Raw genomic sequence first — 25,899 nt, 5'->3', positions numbered from 1 at the left:
CCAGCACGGCCCTGTCTCCGGGGGGGCGACATCATCTCGGAACGAAGGGGCGCAATCATCTCGGAAACGAGGGGCGGCTTCATCGGAATCGGCAGGAAAAACGGAGCGCACATGAATTACGTCCTACTCGCGGTGGCGATTGTGTCTGAAGTGATCGGCACAACTTTCATGAAGCAGAGCGAAGGTTTCACCAAACTAGCGCCCAGCCTTCTCACTGCCCTCTCGTACATCGTGGCTTTCTACTGCCTGTCGCTGACATTGAAGACCATTCCCACCGGGATAGCTTACGCAATTTGGTCGGGCTGCGGCATCGTATTGATCGCAGCCGTTGCCTGGATCATTCAGGGGCAAAAGCTGGACTTACCGGCAATGGCGGGAATGGGTTTGATCGTGACTGGTGTCATCGTGATGAACGTGTTCTCGCAGACTGCTGCTCACTGATCGGTCGGGGTCGGCAGCTTCCGGGGATTGCGGTGCATCGGCTGAGCGACCGGAATGGGCGCGTAACAGACATTTCCCAATCTGTCGGCGCAACGATCAAGGCCGCATCAGCAAGTCCCGACGGGCAATGGCAAGTCAGTTTCTTCCGCTCAGCAAAGTCATTCCGGATGCCGCCGCGACGAGTCGCACCGCCTTCGGCGGTTGCGCTCGGGACAGTTGCAAAGTGCAGTAGCGCTTTGCAACTGTCCCGAGCGCTTCAATGGCCTCGGATCGTCTCAAACGGCGGATAATTTTGTAGCCCATAAATAAAGGGTTGCGGTGAGACGAGACACCATCTGCAAACATAACAGCCAGCACGCGCTCTTCGGAGGGACGGGCAAACCCTCGGCCTCGATCCGGCGAATGCAGGCGTCGCGATCCCAGCCCCACTCACGCAACGGGTACTGGCACTCATAGCGCGGATCATCGATCGAGAGCGCATGGTTTGCCCGCTTGGTGTCGCGCGGCCCTGCGTCGTAGCCGATCAGGCGAGTGACGCGCTGCCCGCGGTCCCATGCGTCCAGCGCGGGACGCCATCGGGCGAGGTATGCGTCCTGTGGCGCCTTCTTGTACTTCAAGCTGCAGCTGGACCCTCCCAGCGACTTGCTGGGAAGGGTGGCATTGGTCAGGCACATCTCCAGGATCCCGTAATACGGGGGCCAGTGTTTGAACCGCTTCGGAGTGTAGGAGACCAGCTCGAAAGGAATGCCGCGATCGCGCATCCATGGCCGGATCACGTCCAGATATGCGTAGGTCGCCGGCTTCTCGACGCCGGTATCGGCGCTCAGACAGAGGTCGGGCGCCTCGCCGCGGGCGTGTTTCTCGATGAGAAGCGCGGTGCTGTCGACACCGATGCCGTAGGCGAGGACGACGGGCGGGGCCGGGATCATGCCGCGTCTGCCGGCGCGAGCGGTGCAATCGTGATCGCCAGGTTCTTGCGAGTCACCGTGATGGTGACGGTGCGGTCCTCCGGGACGAGGTAGTAGTGACCGGAGAGTAGGTCCCGCAGACGGTTGTCGAGCGCCGCGTCCCCGCCTTCGAGAAGGCCGATGATCCGTTCGGCCGCATCGCGTTGGAACCGCTCCTGCTGGGTGTCGTAGCTGTCGGCCGCGGAGTCCTCGTTGGCCGAGAAGACGGCGCTCTCGAACAGGTCCGCGACATCCATTGCGGAGAGGTCCGAGCCGCGGCGGACGAACACGCGTGTCTCATCGACGGAGTTGCAGGAAAACTGGTCGGGACCGAAGGCCACGTCAGCGTCGCAGGCGACTTCGACAAAGGCGCCGGCGTGCGACAGCGTGGCGTGTAGGGTGATCGCATCGACCCATCCGTCGTCGGCGTCGGCGGGCGCTTCCACCCCTTCAGAGATCGTGAATTGGCGTTCGCCCTGAATGATGGCGAACTCGAGGGTCTCCACCCGGGCCAGCTTGTCGTACCAGCTATATCCCTTGAAGGCTTCATTCGCGTCGACCAGCGGTCCTTCGAAAGGATTGTGCTTGGTGATCGCACGCTCGGCCGGGATGGCTACCAGTGCCTCTTGGTCGGGCATCAGCACCATGGCCGGGTCGGTCGTCCGCACGCCGGTTTCGTAATTGCGGTACTGGTCTGCCGCGGGCGCAGCCCAGGTGAAGAGGTAAGGCTCGGCCTCGGAAAGCAGGACACCCAGATCACGGGCTTCGGTCCAGTTCTCGAACGACAGGCGGTGCGTGCCTTGCGCTGCGATGGCGCGGTACAAGGTGCATTGCACCGCGGTTCTCAGGTCCGAAACGCCCTCATTCTCGACGACTTCCTTGCGAGCCGGAAGGACGAGCTGGATGTCGGGTGCGTTGACGATGTCGACCCGCGCGATCCAGTGGTCGCCGCGGTCGACCTCGGTCAGGTGAGGCAACCGGCAGGGGATCGTCACGCCGTGGAAGTTCAGCGCCGCGTCGCGGGAGGAATAATGCGAGGCCGGCACTCTACGGATGCCGATACGGGTGCCCTTCCAGGTTTCGACATGGACGGCGTCGGCGAGCCAATCGTGCTGCTCCTGGGGCTCGCCATTGAACGTCACCGGGACCGGGAAGTAGCGAGCCGCTGTTGCGACATCGCGCTCGATGGTAGTCAGCCATTGCTCGGGCATTCTGACGGTCAGCGACGTCCCGTAGGGGATCGGGTCCGAGGAGATCGCGATCGGGCGGCTCGTCTCCCAGGCTGAAGCGGGAATATGAGCCATCCAGCCCTGACGATCGGGCCGCGAGTAGGAGCGGATAATAACATCGCGGCCAGCGAGGCTGAAGACGCCCATGCCGGCAGGATCCTCGGCCCGGCGTGTGTCGTCCGACCAACCGGAGCGGCCGAGCGTCACGATCGAGGCGGGATCGGCGATGCCGTGGCCGTCATCGACGACCTGGAGATAGGTGGTGTCGCTTGCGGTGATGACCGTGACGGCGACGATCGTGGCCCCTGCCCTGCGCGCGTTCTGGAAAAGCTCGCAGATCACGTCGTACGCGGTGTTGTTGAACAACCGAGTGACCTTGGTGATGGTCTCGGGCGCGACGGCCGTCGCGATCATGGCGGGGATCATGGCAAGCTCCTGAAGCTGGCGTGACTGTTCACGCCTGCTCGCCCGCTCCCCCTTCCCTTCGGCCTCGGTGTGCTTCCGACCTACAGCCCGTCATCGTCGCTGGCAGGGCCGGTCTCGGCGGAGCCGGTGATTACGAATTGTCCGTTCTCGCCGCTGTCCTTGGCGGCGTAACCGAGGGCGGTGAGCTCGGCGCGGAGGTGGCCATGGTAGGTGGCTGCTGCGGTGTCGCTGGCGAAAGGTGCCTTTTCAGGGCTCGTGCCTGCGCGAACGGGCAGGAGAGCCGAGACGGCGACGTGATCGATCAGGTAGCCGTGCCAGTCAGGATTGAGCGGCGTATCGACCCGCGCCTGCCAACGGCCATCGTCCTGCTGGCGCAGCAGCTTGATCGTAAGCACACCTCCCATCCCGCTCGGAATGTCGAAGCGCTGACCCGCTTGCGGCCGCAGAAAGCGTCGCCAGACCCGCAGCACGAGCGGATTGTCGCGCACGGCTCGCAGGAGACCAGCATAGTCCCAGGACAAGGGGTCGGGCTGGTCGTGGCGGGCGGCGCAGGCTGGGACCCCGGACGTCGTTGTCCGGGGCTGCAGATACTCTGCGGTGCAGACGGTCCAATCGCCGTAGAGCTTGCCCTCGTGCGGTAGGCAGTCGCCCTCGAGCTGGATGGAATGCTCGCCGAAGCCATTGTGGAAATGAACTGCCGCTTTTGGGAAGAACCTTTCCAGGACCTCGCGCGAGCCGCGGATCTTCACGTCGCTGCCGTAGGTGGTGTGGACGTAGCTGAGCGGCCCGATCTTGGGGCCTTCGGCGCCCCAGTCGGTCATGTCCTGATCGATGCTGGCGCGGCCATGGAAGAGATAGAGATAGACGCTCATCGGAGCTCACTCCCGAGAGAAGCGGCGCTGCGGCCGCGAGGGATGGCGCAGTGCAGTTGCACCGCGACCTCAGGCCAGGTGGACTTCCTTGGTGATCGGAGCGGTGCTCTCGACGCGGGTGGCGCCGAGACTGTCGAAGGTCTCGACGTCGTTGCGCTCGGCGTAGCGGTCCTTGGCGACGAGCCCGTAGATCGGATCTCCGGAGTAGCGGGCAAAGCCGAGCGCATCGACGCTCTGGACCCGGCGAAACACAACACCGACCATGCCGACGGGAACCCAATCGGCCCAGTCACCGGATGCGGAAACCGAAGCGTACTGACCGATGACAGCCTGATAGGCGGCGCGACGGCGTAGCGTGTTGTTCTCGGTCGCCGGCACTTCTTCGCCAGTGAAGGCGCCATAGCGTGCAGGGTGCCACGCTCGAACCGAACGGCGCGCATTCTCGACCTGCAGGGCGATCCCGGCTGTGGGGAGACGCCGGAACTCGGTCGCGAAGCCGAGCAGGACGAGCGCCCAATCCACGTCCTCCTCGTAGTAGATATCGTCGCGGCGTAACGCCTCGGGCATCGCGGCCTGCCGTTCGTCGGAAAGGACGTACCCGCCATGATCGGGCGTGGTGACGTGCCAGATCCCGGGCAGGACCTGGTCGGTTGTCTGCGGAACACCCCAGTTCGTGTCCTGCGGTGCTGGGACGGCGGTAAAGCGGGTCATCTGTCGGCTCCTCTATGGATCGACAGGTTTCCTCCCCCTCCCCTCCAGCCTCGTTGCTGTTGGGCCGAGTGCGGGGCAGTAGGCCGCATGGACGTGTGGCTCTATTCGGCGCCGGAGAAGCTTTGGGCGCTTACGAACGATAGCGAGGGTAGCAACTTGCCCGACGACCTGGGGCCGTGGGTGCCGGTGCGCCCCGTGGTTCTGCGTGAGGACGCGTCGGACGAGCAGCAGGCGATCGAGCTGATCGCCGAACACGGGTTTTGCTGCTTCGATTGATCGGACGCTTCTTGCGGTCCAGATCGTCGCCGCGCGCGACTACTGACCAATGTGCAGCTGATCGAGTATCGCCGCTTCCAGACCATCGGCCTCGAGATCCTCGCCGTGGATGGTCACCACCGGCGCGACGGTGCGTAGCTTTTCGACCTGCCGCAGTTTGACGCCGAGCGTGTCGGCATCGTGTGCCGTTACGATTTCCAAGGCCGCTTCCATCACCTCGCCGGTCGTGAAGTCGCGAAGGTCGAGCAGCATGTCGGGGCGCATATCGCCGATGCTGGTAGCGACATCGAAGAGAAGGCGCTTGAAGCCGATCCCGATCCCGCGACGGCGCAGACGGTATTGGAGATCGAGCAGCCCGACGATGGTTTGGCGTTCGGCCGCGTTGTGGATCGCGACGAAGTTGGAGGGACGTGCGATTGGCTGGGCATAGGCGCGCAGTGCCGCATAGCCCTCGCGCGGATTGTGCTCGCCCACGACGGCGAGGACGAGGTACGGGGCGCCGATCTGGCGCTGGTGGATTCCGATGTGCCGGATCCGGTTCTTGACCTCCAATTCGCGGCCTTCGGCGAGCGTGATGGTCGTTCCTGATATGTCGACGGCGTAGAGCAGGAGAAAGGCTTGCGGGGCATGGCCGGTCGGCCACTTTTTGGCCGCCTGCCGCAGCTTGGCGAACACGATCCCGCGTTCATAGGGATCGATGTGAGTGTAGAAGTGACGGGCGAGCGAGATGCCCGGGGCAATCTCGACGCGTTCGGCCGCGCGGCGCATCGCGGCGAACTCGCTTGCCATTGACGTCGTCCGCGGCTCTCCGGCCTCGAGTGGCTCCACGACATTGACGTGGGCCATCTCCATGAGAAGCCATAGCAGGCGGGCGAGGCGCGGAATGGCGACGCCGCGGGTGCGATCGTCAGGTTCAGCCTCGTCGGGCAGTTGCGCGAGCTTCTCTGGCGCGAGCCGGTGCGCGGAGAACATGCCATCGGGCTCGTTGATCGTGCGCGGTGTCGCTGTTGCCTTCTCGCGGATGCGGGGAGGAGCCTGTTCGCGGTAGAACGGGCAGTCGAGTTTATGCTCGGGTCGCCGTTGCCGGACGCTGGTCAGTCGCCGGAGATAGTAGGTTTCGGCTTCGGAGAGGTAGGCCGGGGACAGGAGCGGCGGGGCTTCCGTCTCGCCCAGGCAGTCGCAGGCGATCCATTGATGGTGGTCGCGTGCCTTCACGACCATGATCACCGATGCGCGGTGATCGCTGTCCTCGCCCTCCCCCATGTACCAGCGGACGAGCGCTCGCCGCACGACGTCCGGCAGGGGCGTGCGTTGCTGGAGTCCACGAGTGTCGCGCGGGACCAACCACATGCGTGCGACTATACGATATTATACTTGCAAGGTCCACGATGTTCACGGTACGTTCACCGCAAGGAGAAGCGCGCCATGAAGACCGATTGCATCGAAGCTTTCGACCTCGATCTGACGCTCAAGGACGCGTCGACCGATCCGATCATCCGTCCGACACGACGAATGATCGCGGCCGCGTGCATCGGTATGGGGCCGGAGGACGCCTACTACTCCGTGCGCGAGCTACGCGAGGCGATCGAGTGGATCCACGAGGGTGAGCACTCGGGCAAGCGCAAGCTGACGCAGATCCTCGGCAACCAGTGCGACGACTTTCAGCGGTGCATTTACTACGCGCTCGCGGGCAAGGGCATCGTTCTGATCCTCGACGACCTGCTGTGGCTGGAAGGCGTGCTGGAAGCGCGCGGCCGGTTCGCTGGCGAACTGTTCCGCATGAAGCGACCGACCATGCCGCTGGTCTCGCCCTATGTGGCGGCCGAGCCTGACGGCCCTGTCGGGCGGTTCGACACCGGCTTCGAGATCGGGGCTTCCTGGTCGTTCGATCCGGGACCGGGCTATGATGCGGTCGATCACGTCGTCGATCCAAAGCTGTCGCGCTGACGGCAAAAAGAAAGGCGGCCCTGGCCGGAGCCGGGGCCGCCCGTCTTGTTTCGGGGGGTGGTGCTTCAACGTCGCTCGCATGCGAGCCGTTCCCCCCGTCGCCATTTCTCCGGGTCGATCCACTCTCCTGAATGAATCCCGCGGCCGTGGCTGCGCGCCTCCTCGAATGCCGCGACATAGCGGGTAGCGCGTTCGGGATCACTCTTCAGGTATTTGACAGCCGGCACCGCGAAGCCCTGCGCAATCAGCTGTTCGCCAACATCGGAGCCGTCGACACTGACGATTGCCACGGGGCGGCCGTAGCTGCTGCTGCCGACCAGCTGGATGGTTGCCTCGCCGCTTTTCAGCATCCTTGCCGTCGCGTCTTGGGCGAGCTTTCCGCACGAATAGCAGGAGCCTGCTCGCTCGCAGAGCTGCTTCTTTTCGACCGCATCGGCGCCGGAAAACCGGAAATCGATCGACACGGTGTCGCCGTCCAGTGCCCGCGCATCGCCCCGGATCGTGGGTTCGTTCCGACCGCTCTCCGGACTGGCGCTGCAAGCCGTCAGGGCGACCAGAAGCAGGAATAGGGCCGCTCTCATGCGAGCCGCATTTCGAGCACGACGTCGGGGCCGTCGACGACGACCGGGATGATACGGAGTGGCTGGAGAGGGTTGCCGGTGCGAACAACCGAAACGCAGCTTGCACCGTCATCAGCCATGCGCGCTGCAATGCGCCTTGCATTGTCGTTGCTGCAGAGCGCCCGGCGTTTGGGGCTGAGAGGGACGTGGTCGGGAAGCGCGATCATGACCGTAATCCTGAGTTAGGTGGTGGGTGGCAATCAAGCGAACACCGTCTTGTGGACCTTCGTCTCCGGGACGACTGTCCAGGACAGATGGCGCAAGCCGCTTAGCCGGTACTCTGGGTAGCTGACGCCGGGCCTGGACAGCGCGACCCTGCGGCCTCGTTTGTGGACGGTGAACTCTGCGCCCTCATAGCCGTCGGTGAACCTGACCGGGGACGGCAGGCGAATCCGCATGCCATGCTCGAGCGGGCGCGCGGCGCGGGCCAGATTGTCGATGCAGCGGCGTCGCCAGTTGAGCGCGGACGGTTCGTCGGTATCGCCAAGCAGGGCGAGGATCCGCTCCGGGCATTCGGCTTCGCACGGTCCCATGTGTTCGGTCATGTCCTTGTACCCGAACACGTAGCCCTCCCGGTCGCGAGGGTTCCATTTGACCAGGCACACAATCGCGAAGGTTGGCTCGTCGACTCCGTCGGTGCTCGGCACCGCGGCCGCGTAATAGACCTTGTTGCGCAGGCAGGAGGACGCGACGATCCGCAGTGCCCTGCCCTTACCGGCAGGGTCGCGCTGGTCATAGGTGAACTGGGCGTCGAGATACGCTTTCGGGGTCGAATGCGGCTGCATCGACGACAGCGGCATGGTGAGCCAGCCCATTGCTAGTCCTTTCAGATCTGGGCCGCATCAGAGGCGGCGTGGGTCAAGGAGGTGGATCGCGGACGTCTCGAGAGCGGGCCGGTGAACATGGCTCACCAGCTGCGCGACGCGGGCGCGGACGCGCTCGTCTGGAAGATCGGACCGGCCCTCGGTGAGTGGTGGCACCCGCGTGTTCGTCACCTCGGTGAACAGGATCGACAGCACGCGCGCCTCGATCTGCTGGGCGAGGTCGTGGATTGCGCGGCCCTGTGCGAGCTTCTCGTGCCCGGGGGACATCTCAAGCCAAGTCATGGGAGCGATTGCCTCGCTCATGCGAGCGAGCAGGCCGAGCCCGTGGCCGAAATCGCTGTGGTAGTGGATCAGCGACTGGCGTTCCGGTGAGAGCGCATCGAACGGCGCGTAGAGCCGATACTGGTAGCGAGGGGGCGCGCCCGTCACGCGTACGCGGGTGGCAAGGACGTCCATCACATCACCCGACCAAAAGGGCGGGTTCGGCTGCCGCAGGGGCGAGATGCAGCTCGCGTCGTAGGCGGTCTGCGAACCGAGCAGGGTTAAGGAGCTCGCGGATGGCGGCAAACCGTCGGCGGTCGCCCAGGAGGTCGTGCTGACCTCTGACCCGGCGAAACGACACCTCGTTCTCGGGGCCGAGCGCGCCAAGCGACAGCTGCACCCAGACCTCCTCGCCGTGAAGGGTTATTTCACCCGATACGGACGGATCCGACCGGTTCGACCGGATGGTGTAGCTGCCCTCGGGAAGGGTGAGCGCATTCGCAAGATTGCGCATCGCCCTGCGCCCGTCCGCATGAAACAGGTCCTTGGCGACGGCGTCGTAGGAGACGCCCCGGATGGCGAGCGTGAGAAGGGCCGGGAAGCGCTGCAGCTCCGCAATGCGCTCCGTACAGCGGCGTCGTAAGATCGCTTCGGCAGGCCGGTTCTGCGTCACCGTGGTGAGATGTCGGGCCAGCAGGATCACTGCGGCGTCGCTCTCGTAGTCGACCCCGGCATTGCGGCAGTCCTCGATCGCGCGTGTCAGGGCATGGACGCCGGCGGTGATGGTGGACAAGGCGCTCGGGTCGAGCGCCTGTTGATGGCGAAAAGCAACGTCGTAGGGCATGGCGATCTCCGGATCCTGAGCGCCTCTCGCGCTCACCGGCCCGCTTCCCCCTCCCCTTCCCTGGTCCCGGATCAGAGCATCAGACCCACAGGATGCGACGATCGAGCTGCTGCCGCGAAGCCACGCTGCCACGCATCGGCGAGCCGGCTGCCACGTCGATAATGACAGCCGGTGCTACCGAGCACGTACCCCCGCCAACCCTGCTTTTCGGCTTCCCAGATGGGATCGCGCCTGGACGGCCCGAGGAGCCGCATTAGGTCGAGCGTCATGTCGCATCCTGATCGGCTTGCGCGATCATCAGGTCGATGGCGTCCTCGATCGCCTGCTCATCGTCGTTCACGACCCGCAAATTGGGGCGGTGCTTGCGGACGGCCTCGGCGACGGCCGCAGGAGTGTGCCCCTTCAGGGGATAACCGTAGACCTTCCCGTCGTCGATCACGATGAGCTGCCTCTTGAAGGAGCGCCGGAGCCGCTTCGTCTCCTCGATCCTCCCGATCATCGCGGCGACCTCGAACTCGAGCGTGTGTTGAAGAGTGGTTCCGTGGAACTCGCGCGCGGAGCGGTTGGCGGCGAGCCACGCGTCGACCTCCCTTTCGGTTAGCGCGCCGACCTGGTGAAAGTCGTCCGCGGCGCCATGTCCGCGGTTCGAGGCCAGGAAAGCGCGAGCGCCGTCGATCCAGATCTCGGCGGTATAGCAGGTCGTCTCCTCCGAGAGCGCGGCCACGACCTTCAGCTTCTTCAGTTCGATGCGCATGAGTGCGACTCCTTGATTGACCGGTCATGCCGCGAGCGCCTCGGGCTCGTGCCACTCGACCTTGGCATCGCCGCTGGCGTCGTGACTGGCGGGTCGGGCGAGGTCGCGCAGGTAATTGAAGGCCTGCTCGGCCTTCGACGCGGCCTTGATGATCGCGCTGGAATCCGATTTCAGGATGCGAAGCCAGTGGTCGATGTAACTGGCATGGTTGTCATGGAGATCGCCGGGTAGGCCGAGCTCGGCGCAGATCAGGCACTGGCCGATGGAGGCGACGAGTTCCTCGAACGCGTAGGCGTTGTCGCCGAACTTCTTGCCGAACTCGCGGTCGAGCCGGCTCGCGGCGCCTGACCAGTGGGTGTATTCGTGCCCCAGCGTGCTGGCATAGTGGTCGTCCGACCGGAACGCCCCGCGGTTCGGCATCTGGATGTAGTCGCCAATGGGCGAGAAGTAGGCCTGGTCGCCGCCATGGCGAAGCGTGCCCGGCAGGGCGCCGAAAAAGCCGTCGATGGCGGCGCGGTGCTCGGATTCGACGCGTGGCTCGGGCGCCGCGATCGTCGGATAGTAGTAGCTCGGCAGGCCGTCGATCTGGTCGACGTTGAAGACGATGTAGGATCGCAGGAAGCGGATGTTTTTGGTGGCCTCAGCACCGGTGACGCGATCGGTTTCCGTCTTGGAGAAGCTGGAGAAGTAGACGCTCAGCGAGCCTCGCTCGCCGCGCCGCACCTGGCCGCCCAACTCTTCGGCTTGGCGATAGGTCATCCAGGTGCGGCTGCTATAGCCGCGGGCATCGCCGATCGCCCAAAGGTAGAGCGTGTTGATGCCCGTGTACGGGGTTCCGCAATGGCGTAGCGGACGCCCACCTGCCCCGGTGAGCCCCCAAGGGCGTGACCACGGCAGAACGCCGGATTCGAGCTTCTCGATAATGAGGTTGGTGATCTCGGCCGCGACGTCACGGCGCGGCGCATCGGGCTTGCGACGGAAGGTCATGATGGGTGCTCCCCATTGGGCGGCATGGCGCCCGCGAAAAAATGAAGGCGGCCGCCCCATCGGGACGACCGCCAGTTGCCCAGGAGACGGTTGGGCGGGGTTATTCGGCCGCGACGAGCTCCGCGTCGTCGTTGACCGCACCGGCGTTGTCCTCGCCGGGCTCGGTGCTCTGGTCGCTATCAAGATCGGCACCGTCGTCGCCGTCGGGGTCACCGTCGACATCGCTGCCGGCGTCTTCGTCATCGCGACCGTCGTCTTCGACCAACTCAGCCGTGCTGGCCACGTCGAAGCGCATCGCGTCCGGCACCCAGGCGAGAGCGGCCCCCTTGGTCTCCGCCTCGGTAATGGCCTCGCCGGCGAACAGCCTCTCGCAGCTGGTCGAGATCTCGCCCTTCTTGGAGCCGAGATAGCGTGCTGCCAGCGTGGATCCGCCAACCTCGGTGAGCGTCGCGAGCAGCGTGCCCTTCGACACCCGGTCGAAGAAGTTGGCGCAGGTCGGCCGCCACCACTTGGCGACGTCGATCTCGAGGATGGAGGCGAGACGGGCGTGGAGCGGGTTCGTTGTGACCGTGCCATAGTCCTGCTTGGCCTCGAGCGAGTCCGCGACCACGATCGCGAGCCACGCTGCCTTGGCATCGTCGCCGAGGGCGCGGAATGCCTCGAACCGTTCGACGGGCGAGGCGCCTTCGGTCCACGAGGTATCCAGTGCCTCCCGCGCCTCGGCGATCGCGATCTTCGCCTGGGTGGGGGCGAAATCGGCCGGCATTTGCGGGTCGTTGGGCCGGCCCGCGGTGATGGTCGTGCCCGAGCGGCCGAAGTTGCGTTTGCGGTCCACCATCGCGAAAAGCGCGTAGTCGAGCGCGAGGCCGGGATCCGCGAGGATCGAGGCGGCGAGGATGTCGCGGCGCTGCACGGCGAGCTCGTCGTGGAGACGAGCGCTCAGCGGCTTTCCGCCCGGCGCGACCGCCTCGGGTGGAAGCGAGCTCGTGTCCCGTGTCGATCCGGTCGGCTTCGCGTCGTCCGCATCGCCGGGCGTGCGGAGCGGCGTCTCGCTGTAGTAGGTCGTCTCGAGGACCAGCTTGCCGTTGCGGTCGAGCATCAGGAAGGTCCCGATCTGCCCCTTGATGTCGTCGGGGAGCACGGGGGGCTTGTTGTGGATGCCCTCGTACTCTTCCTGAAGCCGGTCGTACTCGCCCTCGAGAACGCCGTAGGCCTCTTCCTCAAGGCTCTCGTCGCTCATCTCCTCGGTGAGGGCCTCCATCCGCTCGGAGATCTCGTACGCGCGGGTTTCTTCCGCCTCGGTGAGCGGGGCTGGCTGCAGAGCGACACGGTGCAGATCGGCGGTCGCACCGTACAGGTTGGTGGTCGCGATCGGGCGAATCCACGCGAGCCCCTGTTCCTCGCCGAGACGCTTCGCCTCGGCTTCCATGAGCGTGCTGGCGAGCGACTGGGCGATCTCGGGATCCGACCAGCGGTCGCCATCCTCGCTGAACAGCTCGCGCTCGACGCGGCCACCAGCGGCGACATAGGCGTCGGCACCGACCAGGATGGCGACGGGGTCGGTCGCTTTCATGGTGTCGTTTGAGATCGCGCGCCGGATCTGATCCGCGGTGATGTAGGAGCTGTGGCGGTACTGCGCGAATACGCGCTCCTGCTTCGCGCGGTCCTCGGTCGATCCATAAGCCTTTGCCATGTCGAGCGTCATGTCGCCGTTGGCGAGAGCTTCGAACACCGGTTCCGCCAGATTGGCGAGGCGGAGGCGGCCTTCGATGAAGCGGCGTGTCTGGCCGAACCGCTTGGCGACGGCGTCGATGTCGCCGTCAGACTGGAGGAAATGCTGGAACGCACGGCATTCCTCGGCCGGCGTCATCACCTCGCGCTGGAAGTTCTCCGTCAGCGAGAGCTCGCGGAGGTCGTTGTCGTCGCCCGCGACGATCTTGACCGGCACGTCGTAATCCGCCGCCACGATCTCGCCCGCCTCGGCGAGCATCATCGCTCCCAGAAAGCGACGCTCGCCGGCGATGACCTCGAACATGCCGCGCGGCTTGGACGGGGTGACAAGAAGGTTCTGAATGATGCCGCGCGCGCGGATGCTCGCGGCCATGGCCGGGATGTTTTTGGGCTGCGTCGTGCGGACGTTCTTCTCGGACTGCTTCAGCTTTGCGAGTTTGACGGTCTGGGTCATTGCCAGTCTCCTGAGCGTGGGAATGTCCGGCGAGTCCCTCGCCGAACACCCCCTCGCTCCCCCTTCCCTTCCTGCTCCGGTTCGCGCAGCGACATGTACCGCGCATTGCACCGCGCTCTGCGATGCGATGGTATCACCCGTCCGGCTGCGCCGTCAGGCGGGCGATCACCTCCGAGGCAGTCTCGTTGGGTACGAAGATCCTCGTCTTGTAGGAGATGATCTCAACGTAGCAGCCGATCGACTTCAGCCACGGAAGCTGCGCGGCAGGCGCCCCGACGATCTCGATACGCGGCTTGCCGTTGACCCTCGCCCGCTTCACCTCGCATGCGAACGGTCGCTTCAGGACGATCGAGCCGCCTGCCAATGCCGCCTGCGTGATCTCGTCGGGGCTCAGGACCTGTGGTTCATCCAGGCCGAGCTTGTTGAACAGGGTGTGGATGTCGCGCGGGAAGACCATGCGACCGAGCCACGAACGGCCTTCCTCGTCAACGATGCGATTGACCGCGAGATGGTCGCTCGGCAGCGCCGACCAGATTGGCAGCAGCAAGCCCGTCGCGAGCCGGATTGTCTCGGTGTCGACCTTGGTACGCGCCTCTTCCACTTCGGCCTCCCATGCGGCCGAGAAAGTCTCACGGGTACACTCCTCCCAGGCTGTCTCGAACAGGTCGTCGGCCGCGAGATATTCGCGACGGGTCGAACGCATCAGCTCGATCCGCAGGACCGCGACGCCATCCTCCGTCATGCCTGACCGAGCCGCTGTGCGAAGCGCTACCTTGTCCGATCGACCGTTCCGTAGGAACATGGCCGTGCTGTCGCTGTCGGCGATGCGAAGCACGCGATCGAGCGAGACTGGCTGACGGCGCCGTGCGACCTCGATGGTCAAGAGGTGAGACGTTGCGCCACTGATCGGGTCGGTGAGCAGGATAGTGTCATCGAGCACCGTGGCGCGATCGACCTGCATGGTCTCGACCCCGACATCGAGCGTGCCGGCGTCCCGCGCGACTGCGACCCGTGTTTCGACCAAGGCGAGAAACTCGTCGAAGATGAGGTTCTGGAGGCCAATCGGAAGCGCCAGGAGCCGATTTAGCCAACGCTGGATCGGTGGGAGGTCTTCCTTGAGGACACCATCCTTGTCCTGCAGCTCGAGCCCTGTGCGGTGCTGGAAGTCGACCAGGTTCGTGCTGCTCAACTTGCCGGCAACGAGCAGATGATACCAGCTGATGAGCGCCGCCTTGGCATACTCGCTTTCGAGGTTGTCGGCCGGGTCGAACAGGTTCTGGCCGCCTGTCTGGCGCTGGCCCCTTGTGAGAGCGCCCAAGCTGTCGAGACGCCGCGCGATGGTCGACGTGAAGCGGAGTTCGCCCTTGCAGTCGGTCGTGACGGGCCGGAACAGGGGCGTGCAGGCCTGATGGGTACGATGGGTTCGACCGAGACCCTGGATGGCCCGATCGGCACGCCAGCCCGGCTCCAGCAGGAGGTGAACCCGCTGTTCCTGGTTTTTCACGGCGAGGCTCGCATGATAGGATCTGCCGGTGCCGCCCGCGTCGCTGAACACGAGGATCCGTTTGGTCCCTTCCATGAAGGCTGCGGAGTCCGCCTGGGTCGCGCGGGCCGACCGGGATTCGAGCTTTTGGGGGCCGCCCGCGGTGCTTACGAGCCGCTTGGTGCGCCCCGTCACCTCGGCGACGTTGTCATGGCCGAAATGCTCCAGAATGCCGTCCAAAACGGCTGCGATCGGAGGGAGCGCGCAGAGTTGCTCGATCAGCGTGTCTCGGGCCGCTTCCGCTTCCGGGTTGGTGACCGGGGTGCCTCGATCGTCGAACATGGGTCGCGACCGCGTTTCGCCGGTATCGTCCAGATAGTACGACATCTGCTGGACCGGGAAGGCGCGCTGCAGATAATCGATTACCGCCTCGCGCGGGGACAGGTCGAGGTCGAGGTCTGCTCTTTCGTCTGGCGATAGCTCGCCGAGGCGCCGATCGAGGATGGCTTCAGCCGTACTGACCAGCTGCAGAACCACGGACTGCCCGGCCTCCAAATGCTGCCGAACCGCGGCAAGGACCGTTGGCAACTTGCAGGATAGAAGAAGCGCACCAAAGAAGCGCTGCTTGCAGCTCTCGAACCGCGATCGGGCGGCCGCCTTGGCACCGGAGTTCAGCGTGTCTCCCCTGAGGGAGTCGACCACGCCGGTCAGCTTCAGCGCCTCTTCCATGTTGCGGTGGATGATGCCCCAGGCGTCGGCATAGGTGTCGTACACCTCGATCTGCTCGCGGGTCAGTTCGTGCCGGAGGATGTCATACTCGACCCCTGCGAAGCTAAGAGCGCGCGCGGTGTAAAGGCCTGTCGCCTTGAGGTCGCGCGCCACCAGCTCCATCGCTGCAATTCCGCCCTGGCGGATCTCGGTGATGAACGCTTCCCGATTGGCGAAGGAGGTCTCCGGCCCCCAGAGCCCGAGCCGGACGGCGTAAGCGAGGTTGTTCACCTCGGAAGCGCCCGTTGCGGAGGCGTACAGCACGCGCGCGCCGGGCAAGCGGTTCTGCAGAAGGACGCCGGCGATGCCCTGCTGCGAGCCCTTCTTGGCGATCATGCTCCCCTCGCCTCCTGCGACGCCGCCCATCTCATGGGCTTCATCCCAGGCGATGACGCCCTCGAAGTCGTCGCCGGCCCATGTGATGATCTGCTCGAGCCGGCTGGCGTCACCGCGCGTCGAGCGTAGCGTCGGGTAGGTCACGAACAGGACGCCCTCAGACATGCTGATCGGCTCGTCGATCTTCCAGCGCGAGAGCGGCTGCACATCGGCGGCAAGGCCGCCCAGGGCCGTCCAGTCGCGGATGGCGTCAGCGTGGAGCGCCTCGTTCTTGGATACCCAGATAGCGCGACGCCGTCCCGCGAGCCAGTTATCGAGGATCACGGCCGCAACCTGTCGCCCCTTCCCCGCCCCCGTGCCGTCGCCCAGAAAGAAGCCCTTGCGGTAGCGACTGCCATTCTCGTCGATGATCAGGCCCACACCCTCCGGATCGGGGCGGAAACGGCCGGGAATGTACTGCGTCCACGCGTGACCGGCGTAGACGACGGTTTCGAGCTGCGAGGATGACAGCATGCGTTCGCTGACCGTTCGCTCGGGCAGGGCCGGGACGTGAACCGGGATCGGCGCGGGGATCGAACCCATGGCGACGGACTCGACCAGGGCGGTCGGGTGCTCGCCGGCAGCGTCGAACACGATCCGGCTTGGTCGGTATGGGAGATAGACGCCGGTCTGTTCGGCGAGCGGCGCCGGGGTCTCGAGGACCTTGTAGGTGACCGGCGCCACCTCGTTTCGCGAGGGCGCCCGAAAGACACGCGGCGCGGCTGCGGGTTTGGATCGCACGCTCCGGAAAAGCGATACGCTGCCGCCTCTCGGCGTCGCCTGTTTTGCTGGGTCACTGGTCAACGCGAGGCGATCGGGAACGACTAGGTCGTCGTTTAGATCGGCGACGGTCGCTCGCTGCAGCACAACGCTGTTGCTTTGACCGGCCGCCTTGTCGAGGACGTAGAGACGCACCGCGACGCTGGTGCCGTGCTTCCCATAGGCAGCAGTCAGGCGGATCGACGTCCGGACGGTGACCTGGTCCAGCGTTGCGTTCCAGATCTCTCCCATCCGGGCCGAGTTGCTGAACCAGTCCGGCATGATCGCAACGACGCGTCCGTTCGGGCGCACGCGCCGGATCGCCGCCTGGAGGTGGCGCACAGCAGCCAGGTCGTCGTCGCCGCGACCGACTGAGCGCGAGAAAGGCGGGTTCATGATGACGACGCTGGGACGGGAGAGCGATGCCATCGTGCTCGCGATTGTAGCGCCGTCATGCCCCGAGACTGTGGTATCGGGGAAGGTTGCCGCGAGGCGTGCGCGTCGCGCCGGGTCGATCTCGTTGAGCTGGAGCGAGCCGACGGGACCGAGTTGAGCCACGAGGAGTCCATTCCCGGCGCTCGGCTCGAGCACGATATCGTCGCCGCGGGGCGACGCGAGCAGCACGGCGACCGTGGAGAGGTCGAGCGGCGTCGAGAATTGCTGCCATTCGATCTGTTCTTCGCTGCGCACCGTCTGGGTCGGCAAGCGGGCGAGCAGCGCCGACGCCTGCAGGACATCGCCCATTGCAAGCTGATCGCGCATTGCACTGCGGTTTCGCATTGCAAGTGCAACTGCATGCTCAAGCACTTCGAAGCTCTCGCGCTGCGTCCAGCGGCCGTCGGCGTCGGAGCCTCCGAAGGCTGCTGTCATCGCAGCGTTCAGCAGCGTTCGCGTGATCTTCTCCTCGCCGAGTACGGCCGGCACGAGCTCGCGCGCTGCGGCGGTGAATGAGGACGCACGGCATGGCGCGGTGTCGAACAGGTCGCTCATGGGGATCTCCTGGCTGTGTGGCTGCCCTCTGCAGCTCCCCAGACCAGTTCCCCCTTCCCTCTAGGCTCCGGCTCTTACGTCGGCCCAATCGCCGAAGCGCCCGGGGGGCGGCATTCGTCGAAGGTCGAAGCCGCGAGGCCGATAGGCGGCCCATGCTCTGCGCCGTGCCCGGCGACCTTCCGCATCGTTGTCTTCGGCGATGATCAAGGTGCGGACGCTGTCGGGAATGTGAACCCGGTCGAGACGCGCCGCGCCAAGCGTCGCCCAGCATGGAATGTCGTTCAGTTGGGTGAACATGGCGGCCGTTTCGAACCCCTCGGCGAGCGCCAGCGTGTCGGTGATCCGGCGTCCCTGCCAGCTCGCGCCCGCGGGGGTGCCGAGCATGACCTTATCGAGGTAGCCTCCACGGCCGAGATCGAGGAAAACGCGCTGGATCGCACGCAATGCCCGCCCTTCTCGGGCGGCAACGAGCAGAGCGGGCAGGAAGCGCGTTGTTGGCTTGGGTCCCCAGGGACACCGAGGATGGAAGCGCAGCTCCTCAAACGGGGCGACGATACCGCGGCCTGCAAGGTAGGACTCCGCAGGCGTGCCCGGCACCGGGACCGCCTCGCCCCAGATCCGCTCCACGTTGGCCCGACCTGAGGCACGCGACGGGGCAGGGGGGGCATATCTCTGGCCGGGCTTGATCCGCGAGATCTCCCGCAGGACGTCGTCGGGATCGCAGCCGGCGAAGCAATGGACAAGAATGCCCTCGTGCCCCTGACGAATGGAAAGGCTCGGAGTGGCGTCCTGATGAGCGGGGCAGGGGCACATCGCCAGATAGCCTCGCCAGGTGCCGCCTAGGGCGCCGACGATGTCGACGACCTGCTGGGTGGGTTTGAGTGCGACTAGGGCCATGGTGGTGCATCCTTTCTCAAGATGCACCCGCCCCCTTCACTCTTATTCCTTGGCCGTGTCGGCCAGGTTGAGCAAGCGATCGAAGGCGTCGGCGTAGGATATCTGTTCGCGATCGCAGTAGTCGTTGAAGCGGTCGAACGTCGTTGGCGTGATCCGCATTGTCAGCGACTTGCTCTTCGTTTCGCGCACCCGGCGCCGTCGCGCGGGCGAGCCAGGGCGATAGCCCTCTGGGAGGTCCATCGGCGCGCTAGGGGCGGTTGCCGGGGTCGGCTTGAAGTCCGAGAGGTCGAGATCGGTCGGCGTAGGCGTCCGAGCGCCGCGGCCAAACTTCTTGGGAGCTGGTGCGTCACTCATGCCTGCGACTCCTTGATGATTGCGACGATCTCGCGAAGAAGACTTTGCACATTCTGCCGCGCTCGCTCGGTCCGTGATAACGCATGCGCGTCGAGCTCCTCGAGCGTCATCCGGTAGAGGAACATGGCCCGGTATGCGTCGCCGAGCGAGAGCTCGGAGTTGAACACCCCGATCTCTTCTCGCGTCTGGTCCATGACCTCACGTTCGGCCCGCGACATGATCGCGGGGCTGCGCTGGGTGATCAGCACGCGGTGGGGGAGGGGCCTCCCGCGAGCGCTTTCGATGAAGGTCATCTGATCGAGGAACTCGACGGATCGTTCGAGGTCCGCAGCCGAGGCGCGCTGCGGGATGATCAGCATGTCGGCCTGCAGCGTGGCGTACATGATGAGCTCGTTCATCGCGCCCTTCACGTCGACAATCACGAAAGGATGCTGCTCGGAAGCCTTCATCACTGCCGCTTGCAATCCCTTCTGCGACAGCTTGTGGCCATCCTCGACAACGATGCGGTCCTTCAGCTTCCAGTCCTCGTACCAGCGCAGGAGTGAGCGCTGTTCGTCGGTATCGATGATCTGGACGCTCTGTCCGGCCGAGCGCATTTCGGATGCGAGCGCGAGCGCCGTGGTGGACTTGCCGACGCCACCCTTGATCGACCCCACCAATATGACCGGCATTGCGAAGCTCCCTGTAATGCGGAAGCGCAGTGCATTGTAGTGCAATGCGCGGTGCGACGTGCTTTCGGAGTGTATGCCACCACGCGCGGCGCGTGGCAACCGCAATGCGCGGCGCGCTTGCACCGCGCTGTGTAATGCGTCCTGCACCGCGAGTGTGTAAAAAGTTTCCACGTTGTCAGACCTCGAAAGCTGTGGTCCCTTTTAGGGGTGATGAAGGGATCGACCTTTGCGGCTCGAAGCCTCGTTGGTGTCGCTATGGCGGCGCTGACTTGGTCGGCCGCTCGCGCGCAGCAGGTAGAGCTCGTCCCGTTCCGCAGCGTCGACGACGGGGTCGTCATCGAGGTTGGCAAGACAAGCCCGCGCGCCTCGCCTGTGCCGGTCAGCGAGGGGGAGGGGGTCTCTCCGGACGCGCTGGCGCAGGACTTTGCGGGGCTGGCACCGGCGCCAACCTTTGCGCCGGCTCTTGCACCGGCGCCGATCGAGCGTTCGGCCATCCCGGTCCCGCTCTGGATGCAGACCGGAAGGGCAAGTCCGGCGGGGCTGGTCGCAGCAGCTGCCGTTGCGCCTTACCTCTACAGCCCCGCCGCATGCTCGATGAGCCCCTACCGGCCGCGAGGCGACCTGCCCGCCTATTTGGAACAGCGCCGCGCGCGATATTATCCGCTGATCTCGGCCGTCGCGTGCGAGGCAGGGGTGCCGGTCGGCCTCTTCGACGCGCTTGTCGCGCAGGAGAGTCGATACGACCCGTTCATCGTATCCCCGAAAGGCGCGGTTGGCCTCACTCAGCTGATGCCCGGCACCGCGGCGTTTCTCGGCGTCTATGACTCGCGCGATCCGTTGCAGAACCTGAGGGGAGGGGCGCGTTATCTTCGCGCCCACCTGGACGAGTTCAAGCGCGTCGATCTGGCGCTCGCTGCCTACAATGCCGGGCCGGGTAGGGTGCGCCTGAACGGGCGGATCCCGCCGTTCCGGGAGACCATCGGCTATGTCTCGGCCATTACGCGGGGCTGGGGAGCGAGTGCTTTCAGGACCGCGACGATCCAGACTGCCTCGAACCTTGCGCAGCCGCCTGCTTTTAGGGGTGCGCAGCTATTCTCTTACACGTCGACGAGCGTCGCGAACCCGAGGTGATGGGCGTAGAGCGTCGCGATCATCAGGATCGCCGGCGCACCCAGCAGATAGTTGAGCTGCCAACGCACCCATACACGCGGCGCGGCCAGCACCTTGTCCATGACGGTTGTGGTCGCCAGCGTCCGCGAGCCCGAGCGATAGTCGTGGACGGTTTTGATGACGGCGATCGTGGCGCACATCGCGACCAGCAGGCCAACCGCGGCGTAGAGCGAGATCCAGGCGTCGAGGGTGGCTTGCGGCATAAACGCTCCAATACGTCAAGACCCTTTTCGGATGCTTAACGGCAAAGAAGCTGATTCAGTTGCGCGCACAGATCAGCGGGAGGGCAGGGGAGCTACGCGACCAGGGCCCTCGGCTGCGTCGTGTTACGCGTTTTCGGCCGCATCTGGATCACCATACCCTTCTTCTTGCGGGTTCGACCGAGCGCGTCGACCTGTTCGCCGGTGATCGTGTTAATGACGGTGACGTCGTAGTCGGGAAGGCGGTTCTCTGCCTCTATTTCCTTAGCCAGGCTCTTCAACCGTGAGATCGGGCCCATCGATCCAACTTGGGCATGCAGCTCTTCGACTGACATCTCGATCGGCTCGCCGGAACAGTGTGCGATTTCGTACATGCGGCGCTCAATCGGACCGAGTCGGAAATAGTCATGATGGTAATGGTACATTCGCTGATCGCGCTGGATCGCGCGGAACAGCCAGTTGCACGGCCTGATCCGGACATACCGAAGTATTTCCTCACCGTTGGCCATCTTCTCATATTCTACCTGAGCTTCCGCAAGCCATGAGAACCAACCTCGGTCGATCTTGTTGCCGGTCTCGATGTTGGTCTTGATCTGGGTGCCCTGCAGACGCTCGAGCGCCTCTGCGAAGCGACGATAGTCCCGTGTCGAGGGGCGCTCGACGCCTGTGATCCGGAAGAAGTCGTGCGCCGCGAACGTCACTTCCTCCTGAGCCGGCTGACCGTCTGCGATCGACTGTGCGATCAAGGAGGCGACGTAGAGGAGGATTTCCTTATCCCACATGGTCGCGACCCCGGTGTCGCTGGGGCGTATTTCGATCGTCACGCCCTCACGGCGGTACTCGATCCGCTCCATGTGCGGGTTCTTCGACAGCGTGAAGAACGGGAAGTGCATGATCGAACGCTCACCACGCACCTTGCCGTGTAGCGGGCTATCCATATCGAACAGCGAGATTTGCTGCGGCATGGCTTTCAGCCTGGGCATCTTCGCTCCCTTCCGAACCTATCGGAGGACCATACTCCGAGCGGCGCGGTCGATCATCCCCGAACCGAGATAAAAATACTGAAAGCACGAGGATTGCACCGTTCGAGCCTCGGCCGGCGCCGGCACGCTCTCCTAGTAGCATCGGGCAGGGGGCGTAGGCTCGTGCTATCAGTACATCTATCTCCTCATAGCAGGCGGGCTGGCCGACCGGTCCGCACAAGCCCCAATGCCGCTGCCGCGAGTTGGCCGATCGAGCGTGGATCCTTGCCGCTGGAGAGTGCCCGCATCCCGCTCGACCGGGCGTTGTCCTTCAGACCATGATAGGTTCGGCCAAGGTTGAGCAGGCCCGACGCGGCGTGCTTGTTCATCCCGCGGAGGTAGGCACCCGGCCGGTCGACATCCCCCCGCATGTGCTTATGAGCGGTCGCAAGGACCGACGCGGCTGCGCCCTTCTGGCCCATTAGGCGGCAGGCTTCGTGCCACACGTTTCGGTGGATAGCAGTCTGATCGACCAATCGTTCTGCCGTTCCGATCAAATCTCCCCAGGTCGGCCGCGGGCTATCGGTCAGGATGAACTCTGGAACGACCGCCGCGATGAACTCGGGGTCAACGCCGTGTTTCTCCAAGTCGGCCTCAACCTCGGTCTGGGGCTGAGGGTCGCGCACGTCATATCCCGTTTTGCTACTTCTTCTCGGAAAGCCACTACTGTAAGCTGCTTTAGCAGTTTCAGGTTGGTTTGTAGTTGTAATAGGGGCGTCGTGTTGTTCGCCCGAGGGCGAACTTTCTTGTGAAATCGTCGAGTGCGGGACACTCTCAACCGCAACAGCCTTGCCGAGCTCATCGGCGCGCGCTTCCATCTGCTCGACACAGGCGCTCAACAGATGCTCGTCACGCACGCCGCGCATCTGGCTGGTGGCGAGAAGCGAGATCTCCACAGCCGTACGGGCATCGATGCTGTCGATCTGCTCGTCCTCGACCAGCTGGGCGAGCGTTCTTATTCGGCGACGCGCAGCGGCCAATCGTTGACGCAGGACCTTGATCCGGAGGTCTGCTTCGGCACCCTTGGTGGCGGCCTCGGCGAACTCCTGGTAGCGCACCGCGAGAGGGCTTAGATCGATGCCGTAGGCGTAGATCAGCCGTCCGTCCTTTCCGCGAGCGCCGACCCGGTTGCCGTTCGCGCTATCGCGATGGGTGATAAGGCCGAAGCGTGCCGCGCTGGCGAGCACTTTCTGGACTTGGCGTACCCCGATGCCGAGCTTCTGCGTCAGCTTCTCGTTGGAGGGAAAGACGATCGGGCGTTGGCCGTCCGACCAGTCGATCGAGCGCGACCAGCTCATCAGTGTGTCGACGGCGTGAACGAGGCGAGGGGGGATACCGATGTATGGCGCCGCACGCTTGAAAACAGTGAGGACCTGCCGGTGGCTGAGATCCGCGGGAAGCCCTCGGAACTGCGCCGCAAGCTGGTCGGTTGCGGCAGTGCGTTCGTCGAGCCGGCGGTGGCCCGCCCCAGGAGCGTAGGCATAACTCATCGTTCGGAAACCCCCTCCGGGAGCCCGTGCGGACGCAGAAGTCCGTGGCGCGAACCGCGCTCTCTATTGCTGCGTCATCGGATCTCGGCTAAAGGCTTCGCTGCGACACGGCCTCACCGAGGTTCCGAAAAGCCCGGCCTAGTGCCGGGTTTTTCATTTCTGCACGGCTTCCCCTTGCTGGTGACACGCGATCGGACGATCGCGAGGCGGTGCGTCTGTGAATCGCAGACGCGTCGGCGCAGCCAGCGTAGACGGCGTGGCCGAGGATCGTCGCCCGCGCTGCCTCGTGCTTTCGGTTAATCTATCCCGGAAATCCTCGTGCTTTCAGTATTTCTATGTCGGCCAGACGGCCCGTGAGAGGGTGCGTGTAACCGGGTTACACACTGGGGAAGCGGTTTCCCGGGGCGGATTCGGCCCTTCGAAGCGGGGCTCGTGCTTTCAGTATATCTATCTCGTGGGCTCGATTGGGCGGTCAGCCGCGATCGCCCTCAAGCTGGGCAGCGGCAACGTCGACCAGGTCCTCTGTTGCCGTGTAGGTGGATCTAGGGCCTGACAAGTCAGGCAGCCGTGTCCATAACGGCGTCCCAAGTAGCTCGGAGTTGCGACGCACCAAGATGCCAAAGGTCAATCCTCAGATCCTGTCATGGGCGCGCGAAAGCGCGGGCCTGACGCTTGAGGACGCCGCACGGGGCATCGGGCTCGGCGGTGAGAACGCGGCTGCGCGGCTGGCGGACATGGAGAACGGGGTTCGAGAGCCAAGCCGTCCTCAGCTGCTGAAGATGGCGGATCGGTATCGGCGACCGCTGCTGACTTTTTACCTGCCGGCGCCGCCCGCGCCTGCAGCACGAGCGCACGACTTCCGTACGCTGCGGCAACGGGAGGTTGGCGCCGAGGCGACTGTCGATGCCTTGGTGCGTGACGTTCGTACGCGGCAGGCGCTGGTTCGCGGCGCGCTGGAGGATGCCGAAGAGGCGGAGCCTCGTCCATTTGTCGGCTCCGTGGATCCGCGGGTCGGAGCGGACGGCCTCGCAGGTGCAATGGCCGATCTTTTGGCGCTCGATCGTACCGCTTATCGCGAGGCCCGTACCATTGAGCAGGCCTTTCGCATTCTTCGGGATGCGGTCGAAGCGGCCGGGGTCTATGTCCTGCTGATCGGTAATCTGGGAAACTACCGGAGCAATCTGAGTCCGGGTGTTTTCCGTGGCATGGCGCTCGCGGACGATGTCGCGCCATTCATCGTGATCAACGAGACGGACTCCAAGACGGCGTGGCCGTTCACGCTGCTGCACGAGCTTGGTCACGTGCTGCTCGGACAGAGCGGCATCAGCGGCTACGACAGCGAGCAGGCGGTCGAACGCCTCTGCGATGACGCGGCCGCGCGGTTCCTCCTTGTTCCGGCCGAGCTACGCGAGATCGACGTCGGTGTCGCCTTCGATGACCTGGTTGAGCAGATCGGCGCCTTCGCGAATGCTCGGAAAGTCAGCCGCAAGATGGTGGCCTACAATCTGCTCCGCGAGCGCCTGATCGATGCGGCGCTGTACCGGCGCTTGGCCGATCGCTTCGATGAGGACCGCCGCGAGTTTCCACAAAAGGTGGGGAAGGGGGCGCCTGACTATTATGTCGTTCGCCGTCATCGAGTGGGGCAGGGCCTGCTCAACCTGGTCGATCGCATGGTCGCGGGCGGCGCGCTCACCACGACCAAGGCGGGCAAGGTGCTCGGCGTTAAGCCGACTGCGATCGGCCGCATGACCGAACTGATGGCATAGCGGGGTCGGGTTGCTCTACCTTCTCGACGCCGACACGCTCATCACCGGTGATCGCCGTGCCTATCCGGTGAAGCGCTTTCCCGTGTTCTGGGAGTGGCTGCGTCACCAGGGCACGATCGGCAACGTGAAGGTGCCGCTCGAGCAGTATGAGGAGGTCATCTCCGGCCGCGGCGACATCGTCGACTGGCTCTGCACGGAGGAGAGCAAGGCTGCGCTGATCCTCAACGAGGAGCTCGATCCCGGGCTTGTCGCCGATACGATCATGGGCGGCTACGGCGCGCTCGACGAAAACGGGGTTGAGCTCGTCGGCCGCGATCCCTTTCTAATCTCCTATGGCCGGGTCGAGCCCGGCGAACGCACCGTGGTCAGCTTTGAGGTGTCGAAGCCGAGCAAGCAGGGCGCTAACCGCAAGGTGCCGGACGTCTGCCGCGGGTTCGGGGTGCCTTGCTGCTCGCTTTTCGACATGATCGAAGCCCTCGACTTCACGACCGACTGGAAAGCCTGAGCCTCCGCTCACGCTACCGTGAATCCGTGGCCCAATAATGTACAGCGGCCAACATGTGCCATCTCTATCTGGGGGCACCTCAAGGTTTGTCATATGGACAGCGGCAGTCGGAACAAATGGTCAAC

At 64.7% G+C, this 25,899-nt stretch carries 25 protein-coding genes and 1 pseudogene; 6 read left to right on the top strand and 20 right to left on the bottom strand.

Annotated features, from left to right (window positions below; genetic code table 11):
• The first annotated feature begins 111 nt into the window (after nucleotides 1-111).
• A complete protein-coding gene (locus Q0579_RS06280; protein ID WP_066675293.1) occupies nucleotides 112-441 on the top strand; it encodes an SMR family transporter in 330 nt (109 codons plus the stop codon).
• A 341-nt stretch (nucleotides 442-782) separates the two neighbouring features.
• Here Q0579_RS06280 and Q0579_RS06275 read toward each other — a convergent pair.
• The 4 genes and pseudogenes from Q0579_RS06275 to Q0579_RS06260 form a co-directional block, all read right to left on the bottom strand.
• Nucleotides 783-1,370: pseudogene (locus tag Q0579_RS06275) on the bottom strand (hypothetical protein); the annotation flags it as partial.
• Entirely contained in the window at nucleotides 1,367-3,043 is a 1,677-nt protein-coding gene (locus Q0579_RS06270; protein ID WP_298277300.1) for a hypothetical protein, read from the bottom strand. The gene Q0579_RS06270 and the pseudogene Q0579_RS06275, both read right to left, overlap by 4 nt.
• An 80-nt stretch (nucleotides 3,044-3,123) precedes the next feature.
• Nucleotides 3,124-3,915, bottom strand: a complete 792-nt coding sequence (locus Q0579_RS06265) for a hypothetical protein (protein ID WP_298277305.1) — start codon at nucleotides 3,913-3,915, stop codon at nucleotides 3,124-3,126.
• Between the two features lie 69 nt (nucleotides 3,916-3,984).
• Complete coding sequence (locus Q0579_RS06260; RefSeq protein ID WP_298277308.1) at nucleotides 3,985-4,626, bottom strand: hypothetical protein; 642 nt, start codon at nucleotides 4,624-4,626, stop codon at nucleotides 3,985-3,987.
• 87 nt (nucleotides 4,627-4,713) lie between these two features.
• On the opposite strand from Q0579_RS06260, the gene Q0579_RS06255 reads away from it, so the two are divergent.
• Nucleotides 4,714-4,902: a hypothetical protein gene (locus Q0579_RS06255; protein ID WP_242121882.1), complete on the top strand. Its 189-nt coding sequence runs from the start codon at nucleotides 4,714-4,716 to the stop codon at nucleotides 4,900-4,902.
• Between the two features lie 39 nt (nucleotides 4,903-4,941).
• Here the strand turns inward: Q0579_RS06255 and Q0579_RS06250 are convergent, their stop codons facing one another.
• Nucleotides 4,942-6,252, bottom strand: coding sequence for a hypothetical protein (locus tag Q0579_RS06250; RefSeq protein WP_298277315.1), 1,311 nt, complete (start codon nucleotides 6,250-6,252; stop codon nucleotides 4,942-4,944).
• A 75-nt stretch (nucleotides 6,253-6,327) separates the two neighbouring features.
• On the opposite strand from Q0579_RS06250, the gene Q0579_RS06245 reads away from it, so the two are divergent.
• Nucleotides 6,328-6,849: a hypothetical protein gene (locus tag Q0579_RS06245; RefSeq protein WP_298277318.1), complete on the top strand. Its 522-nt coding sequence runs from the start codon at nucleotides 6,328-6,330 to the stop codon at nucleotides 6,847-6,849.
• A gap of 65 nt (nucleotides 6,850-6,914) precedes the next feature.
• On the opposite strand, the gene Q0579_RS06240 is transcribed toward Q0579_RS06245, so the two are convergent.
• The 12 genes from Q0579_RS06240 to Q0579_RS06185 form a co-directional block, all read right to left on the bottom strand.
• Complete coding sequence (locus Q0579_RS06240; protein WP_298277321.1) at nucleotides 6,915-7,430, bottom strand: thermonuclease family protein; 516 nt, start codon at nucleotides 7,428-7,430, stop codon at nucleotides 6,915-6,917.
• Complete coding sequence (locus Q0579_RS06235; protein ID WP_298277324.1) at nucleotides 7,427-7,636, bottom strand: hypothetical protein; 210 nt, start codon at nucleotides 7,634-7,636, stop codon at nucleotides 7,427-7,429. Before Q0579_RS06235 ends, Q0579_RS06240 begins: the two co-directional genes overlap by 4 nt.
• 33 nt (nucleotides 7,637-7,669) lie before the next feature.
• Entirely contained in the window at nucleotides 7,670-8,284 is a 615-nt protein-coding gene (locus Q0579_RS06230; RefSeq protein WP_298277327.1) for a hypothetical protein, read from the bottom strand.
• Nucleotides 8,285-8,311: 27 nt separating this feature from the next.
• Nucleotides 8,312-8,749 (bottom strand): hypothetical protein, encoded by a 438-nt coding sequence (locus Q0579_RS06225; protein ID WP_242121889.1) that lies wholly within the window; start codon nucleotides 8,747-8,749, stop codon nucleotides 8,312-8,314.
• 4 nt (nucleotides 8,750-8,753) lie between these two features.
• Nucleotides 8,754-9,398, bottom strand: a complete 645-nt coding sequence (locus tag Q0579_RS06220) for a hypothetical protein (RefSeq protein WP_242121890.1) — start codon at nucleotides 9,396-9,398, stop codon at nucleotides 8,754-8,756.
• 265 nt (nucleotides 9,399-9,663) lie between these two features.
• Entirely contained in the window at nucleotides 9,664-10,152 is a 489-nt protein-coding gene (locus Q0579_RS06215; protein ID WP_298277331.1) for a hypothetical protein, read from the bottom strand.
• A 24-nt stretch (nucleotides 10,153-10,176) separates the two neighbouring features.
• The gene (locus tag Q0579_RS06210; protein ID WP_298277334.1) at nucleotides 10,177-11,139 is read right to left on the bottom strand and encodes a zincin-like metallopeptidase domain-containing protein; all 963 of its coding nucleotides are present in this window, start codon (nucleotides 11,137-11,139) and stop codon (nucleotides 10,177-10,179) included.
• A gap of 100 nt (nucleotides 11,140-11,239) precedes the next feature.
• Nucleotides 11,240-13,324: a ParB/RepB/Spo0J family partition protein gene (locus tag Q0579_RS06205; RefSeq protein WP_298277337.1), complete on the bottom strand. Its 2,085-nt coding sequence runs from the start codon at nucleotides 13,322-13,324 to the stop codon at nucleotides 11,240-11,242.
• Between the two features lie 133 nt (nucleotides 13,325-13,457).
• Nucleotides 13,458-17,699 carry a strawberry notch-like NTP hydrolase domain-containing protein gene (locus Q0579_RS06200; RefSeq protein ID WP_298277340.1) on the bottom strand — a complete coding sequence of 1,414 codons (4,242 nt, stop codon included), beginning with the start codon at nucleotides 17,697-17,699 and terminating at the stop codon, nucleotides 13,458-13,460.
• Nucleotides 17,700-17,759: 60 nt separating this feature from the next.
• Nucleotides 17,760-18,596: a toprim domain-containing protein gene (locus Q0579_RS06195; protein ID WP_298277343.1), complete on the bottom strand. Its 837-nt coding sequence runs from the start codon at nucleotides 18,594-18,596 to the stop codon at nucleotides 17,760-17,762.
• Between the two features lie 42 nt (nucleotides 18,597-18,638).
• Entirely contained in the window at nucleotides 18,639-18,950 is a 312-nt protein-coding gene (locus Q0579_RS06190; RefSeq protein WP_298277346.1) for a hypothetical protein, read from the bottom strand.
• On the bottom strand, nucleotides 18,947-19,792 hold the full coding sequence (locus Q0579_RS06185; protein WP_298810333.1) for a division plane positioning ATPase MipZ: 846 nt from the start codon (nucleotides 19,790-19,792) through the stop codon (nucleotides 18,947-18,949). The genes Q0579_RS06190 and Q0579_RS06185 overlap by 4 nt, the downstream gene beginning before the upstream one ends.
• Before the next feature lie 84 nt (nucleotides 19,793-19,876).
• Here Q0579_RS06185 and Q0579_RS06180 point away from each other — a divergent pair, with 84 nt between their 5' ends.
• Nucleotides 19,877-20,752: a lytic transglycosylase domain-containing protein gene (locus Q0579_RS06180; RefSeq protein ID WP_298277352.1), complete on the top strand. Its 876-nt coding sequence runs from the start codon at nucleotides 19,877-19,879 to the stop codon at nucleotides 20,750-20,752.
• Here Q0579_RS06180 and Q0579_RS06175 read toward each other — a convergent pair.
• From Q0579_RS06175 to repC, 3 genes are all read right to left on the bottom strand, one after another.
• Entirely contained in the window at nucleotides 20,719-20,994 is a 276-nt protein-coding gene (locus Q0579_RS06175; RefSeq protein ID WP_298277355.1) for a hypothetical protein, read from the bottom strand. The genes Q0579_RS06180 and Q0579_RS06175 overlap by 34 nt on opposite strands.
• A 92-nt stretch (nucleotides 20,995-21,086) precedes the next feature.
• Nucleotides 21,087-21,974: a replication initiator protein A gene (locus Q0579_RS06170; protein ID WP_298277358.1), complete on the bottom strand. Its 888-nt coding sequence runs from the start codon at nucleotides 21,972-21,974 to the stop codon at nucleotides 21,087-21,089.
• Between the two features lie 185 nt (nucleotides 21,975-22,159).
• The gene (repC, locus tag Q0579_RS06165) at nucleotides 22,160-23,503 is read right to left on the bottom strand and encodes a plasmid replication protein RepC (protein ID WP_298277360.1); all 1,344 of its coding nucleotides are present in this window, start codon (nucleotides 23,501-23,503) and stop codon (nucleotides 22,160-22,162) included.
• 599 nt (nucleotides 23,504-24,102) lie between these two features.
• On the opposite strand from repC, the gene Q0579_RS06160 reads away from it, so the two are divergent.
• Both Q0579_RS06160 and Q0579_RS06155 read left to right on the top strand, forming a co-directional pair.
• Nucleotides 24,103-25,269 carry an XRE family transcriptional regulator gene (locus Q0579_RS06160; RefSeq protein WP_298810330.1) on the top strand — a complete coding sequence of 389 codons (1,167 nt, stop codon included), beginning with the start codon at nucleotides 24,103-24,105 and terminating at the stop codon, nucleotides 25,267-25,269.
• A gap of 10 nt (nucleotides 25,270-25,279) precedes the next feature.
• Nucleotides 25,280-25,774 (top strand): DUF4411 family protein, encoded by a 495-nt coding sequence (locus tag Q0579_RS06155; RefSeq protein ID WP_298277365.1) that lies wholly within the window; start codon nucleotides 25,280-25,282, stop codon nucleotides 25,772-25,774.
• The last annotated feature ends 125 nt before the right edge of the window (nucleotides 25,775-25,899 follow it).

Origin of the sequence: uncultured Sphingomonas sp. (assembly GCF_936927845.1) — a bacterium.
Lineage (GTDB): Bacteria > Pseudomonadota > Alphaproteobacteria > Sphingomonadales > Sphingomonadaceae > Sphingomonas.
The sequence above is the reverse complement of the archived record's forward strand: the minus strand, read 5'-3'. Positions and strand labels throughout refer to the sequence as shown.

What these genes read in the sequence shown, in the direction of transcription:
- Q0579_RS06250 (WP_298277315.1), bottom strand. Translation starts at nt 6,252, where the DNA reads ATGTGGTTGGTCCCGCGCGACACTCGTGGACTCCAGCAACGCACGCCC.
- Q0579_RS06280 (WP_066675293.1), top strand. Translation starts at nt 112, where the DNA reads ATGAATTACGTCCTACTCGCGGTGGCGATTGTGTCTGAAGTGATCGGC.
- Q0579_RS06195 (WP_298277343.1), bottom strand. Translation starts at nt 18,596, where the DNA reads ATGGCCCTAGTCGCACTCAAACCCACCCAGCAGGTCGTCGACATCGTC.
- Q0579_RS06205 (WP_298277337.1), bottom strand. Translation starts at nt 13,324, where the DNA reads ATGACCCAGACCGTCAAACTCGCAAAGCTGAAGCAGTCCGAGAAGAAC.
- Q0579_RS06175 (WP_298277355.1), bottom strand. Translation starts at nt 20,994, where the DNA reads ATGCCGCAAGCCACCCTCGACGCCTGGATCTCGCTCTACGCCGCGGTT.
- Q0579_RS06245 (WP_298277318.1), top strand. Translation starts at nt 6,328, where the DNA reads ATGAAGACCGATTGCATCGAAGCTTTCGACCTCGATCTGACGCTCAAG.
- Q0579_RS06220 (WP_242121890.1), bottom strand. Translation starts at nt 9,398, where the DNA reads ATGCCCTACGACGTTGCTTTTCGCCATCAACAGGCGCTCGACCCGAGC.
- Q0579_RS06240 (WP_298277321.1), bottom strand. Translation starts at nt 7,430, where the DNA reads ATGAGAGCGGCCCTATTCCTGCTTCTGGTCGCCCTGACGGCTTGCAGC.
- Q0579_RS06255 (WP_242121882.1), top strand. Translation starts at nt 4,714, where the DNA reads ATGGACGTGTGGCTCTATTCGGCGCCGGAGAAGCTTTGGGCGCTTACG.
- Q0579_RS06230 (WP_298277327.1), bottom strand. Translation starts at nt 8,284, where the DNA reads ATGGGCTGGCTCACCATGCCGCTGTCGTCGATGCAGCCGCATTCGACC.
- Q0579_RS06225 (WP_242121889.1), bottom strand. Translation starts at nt 8,749, where the DNA reads ATGGACGTCCTTGCCACCCGCGTACGCGTGACGGGCGCGCCCCCTCGC.
- Q0579_RS06215 (WP_298277331.1), bottom strand. Translation starts at nt 10,152, where the DNA reads ATGCGCATCGAACTGAAGAAGCTGAAGGTCGTGGCCGCGCTCTCGGAG.
- Q0579_RS06270 (WP_298277300.1), bottom strand. Translation starts at nt 3,043, where the DNA reads ATGATCCCCGCCATGATCGCGACGGCCGTCGCGCCCGAGACCATCACC.
- Q0579_RS06265 (WP_298277305.1), bottom strand. Translation starts at nt 3,915, where the DNA reads ATGAGCGTCTATCTCTATCTCTTCCATGGCCGCGCCAGCATCGATCAG.
- repC (WP_298277360.1), bottom strand. Translation starts at nt 23,503, where the DNA reads ATGAGTTATGCCTACGCTCCTGGGGCGGGCCACCGCCGGCTCGACGAA.
- Q0579_RS06260 (WP_298277308.1), bottom strand. Translation starts at nt 4,626, where the DNA reads ATGACCCGCTTTACCGCCGTCCCAGCACCGCAGGACACGAACTGGGGT.
- Q0579_RS06210 (WP_298277334.1), bottom strand. Translation starts at nt 11,139, where the DNA reads ATGACCTTCCGTCGCAAGCCCGATGCGCCGCGCCGTGACGTCGCGGCC.
- Q0579_RS06200 (WP_298277340.1), bottom strand. Translation starts at nt 17,699, where the DNA reads ATGAGCGACCTGTTCGACACCGCGCCATGCCGTGCGTCCTCATTCACC.
- Q0579_RS06190 (WP_298277346.1), bottom strand. Translation starts at nt 18,950, where the DNA reads ATGAGTGACGCACCAGCTCCCAAGAAGTTTGGCCGCGGCGCTCGGACG.
- Q0579_RS06235 (WP_298277324.1), bottom strand. Translation starts at nt 7,636, where the DNA reads ATGATCGCGCTTCCCGACCACGTCCCTCTCAGCCCCAAACGCCGGGCG.
- Q0579_RS06170 (WP_298277358.1), bottom strand. Translation starts at nt 21,974, where the DNA reads ATGCCCAGGCTGAAAGCCATGCCGCAGCAAATCTCGCTGTTCGATATG.
- Q0579_RS06180 (WP_298277352.1), top strand. Translation starts at nt 19,877, where the DNA reads ATGGCGGCGCTGACTTGGTCGGCCGCTCGCGCGCAGCAGGTAGAGCTC.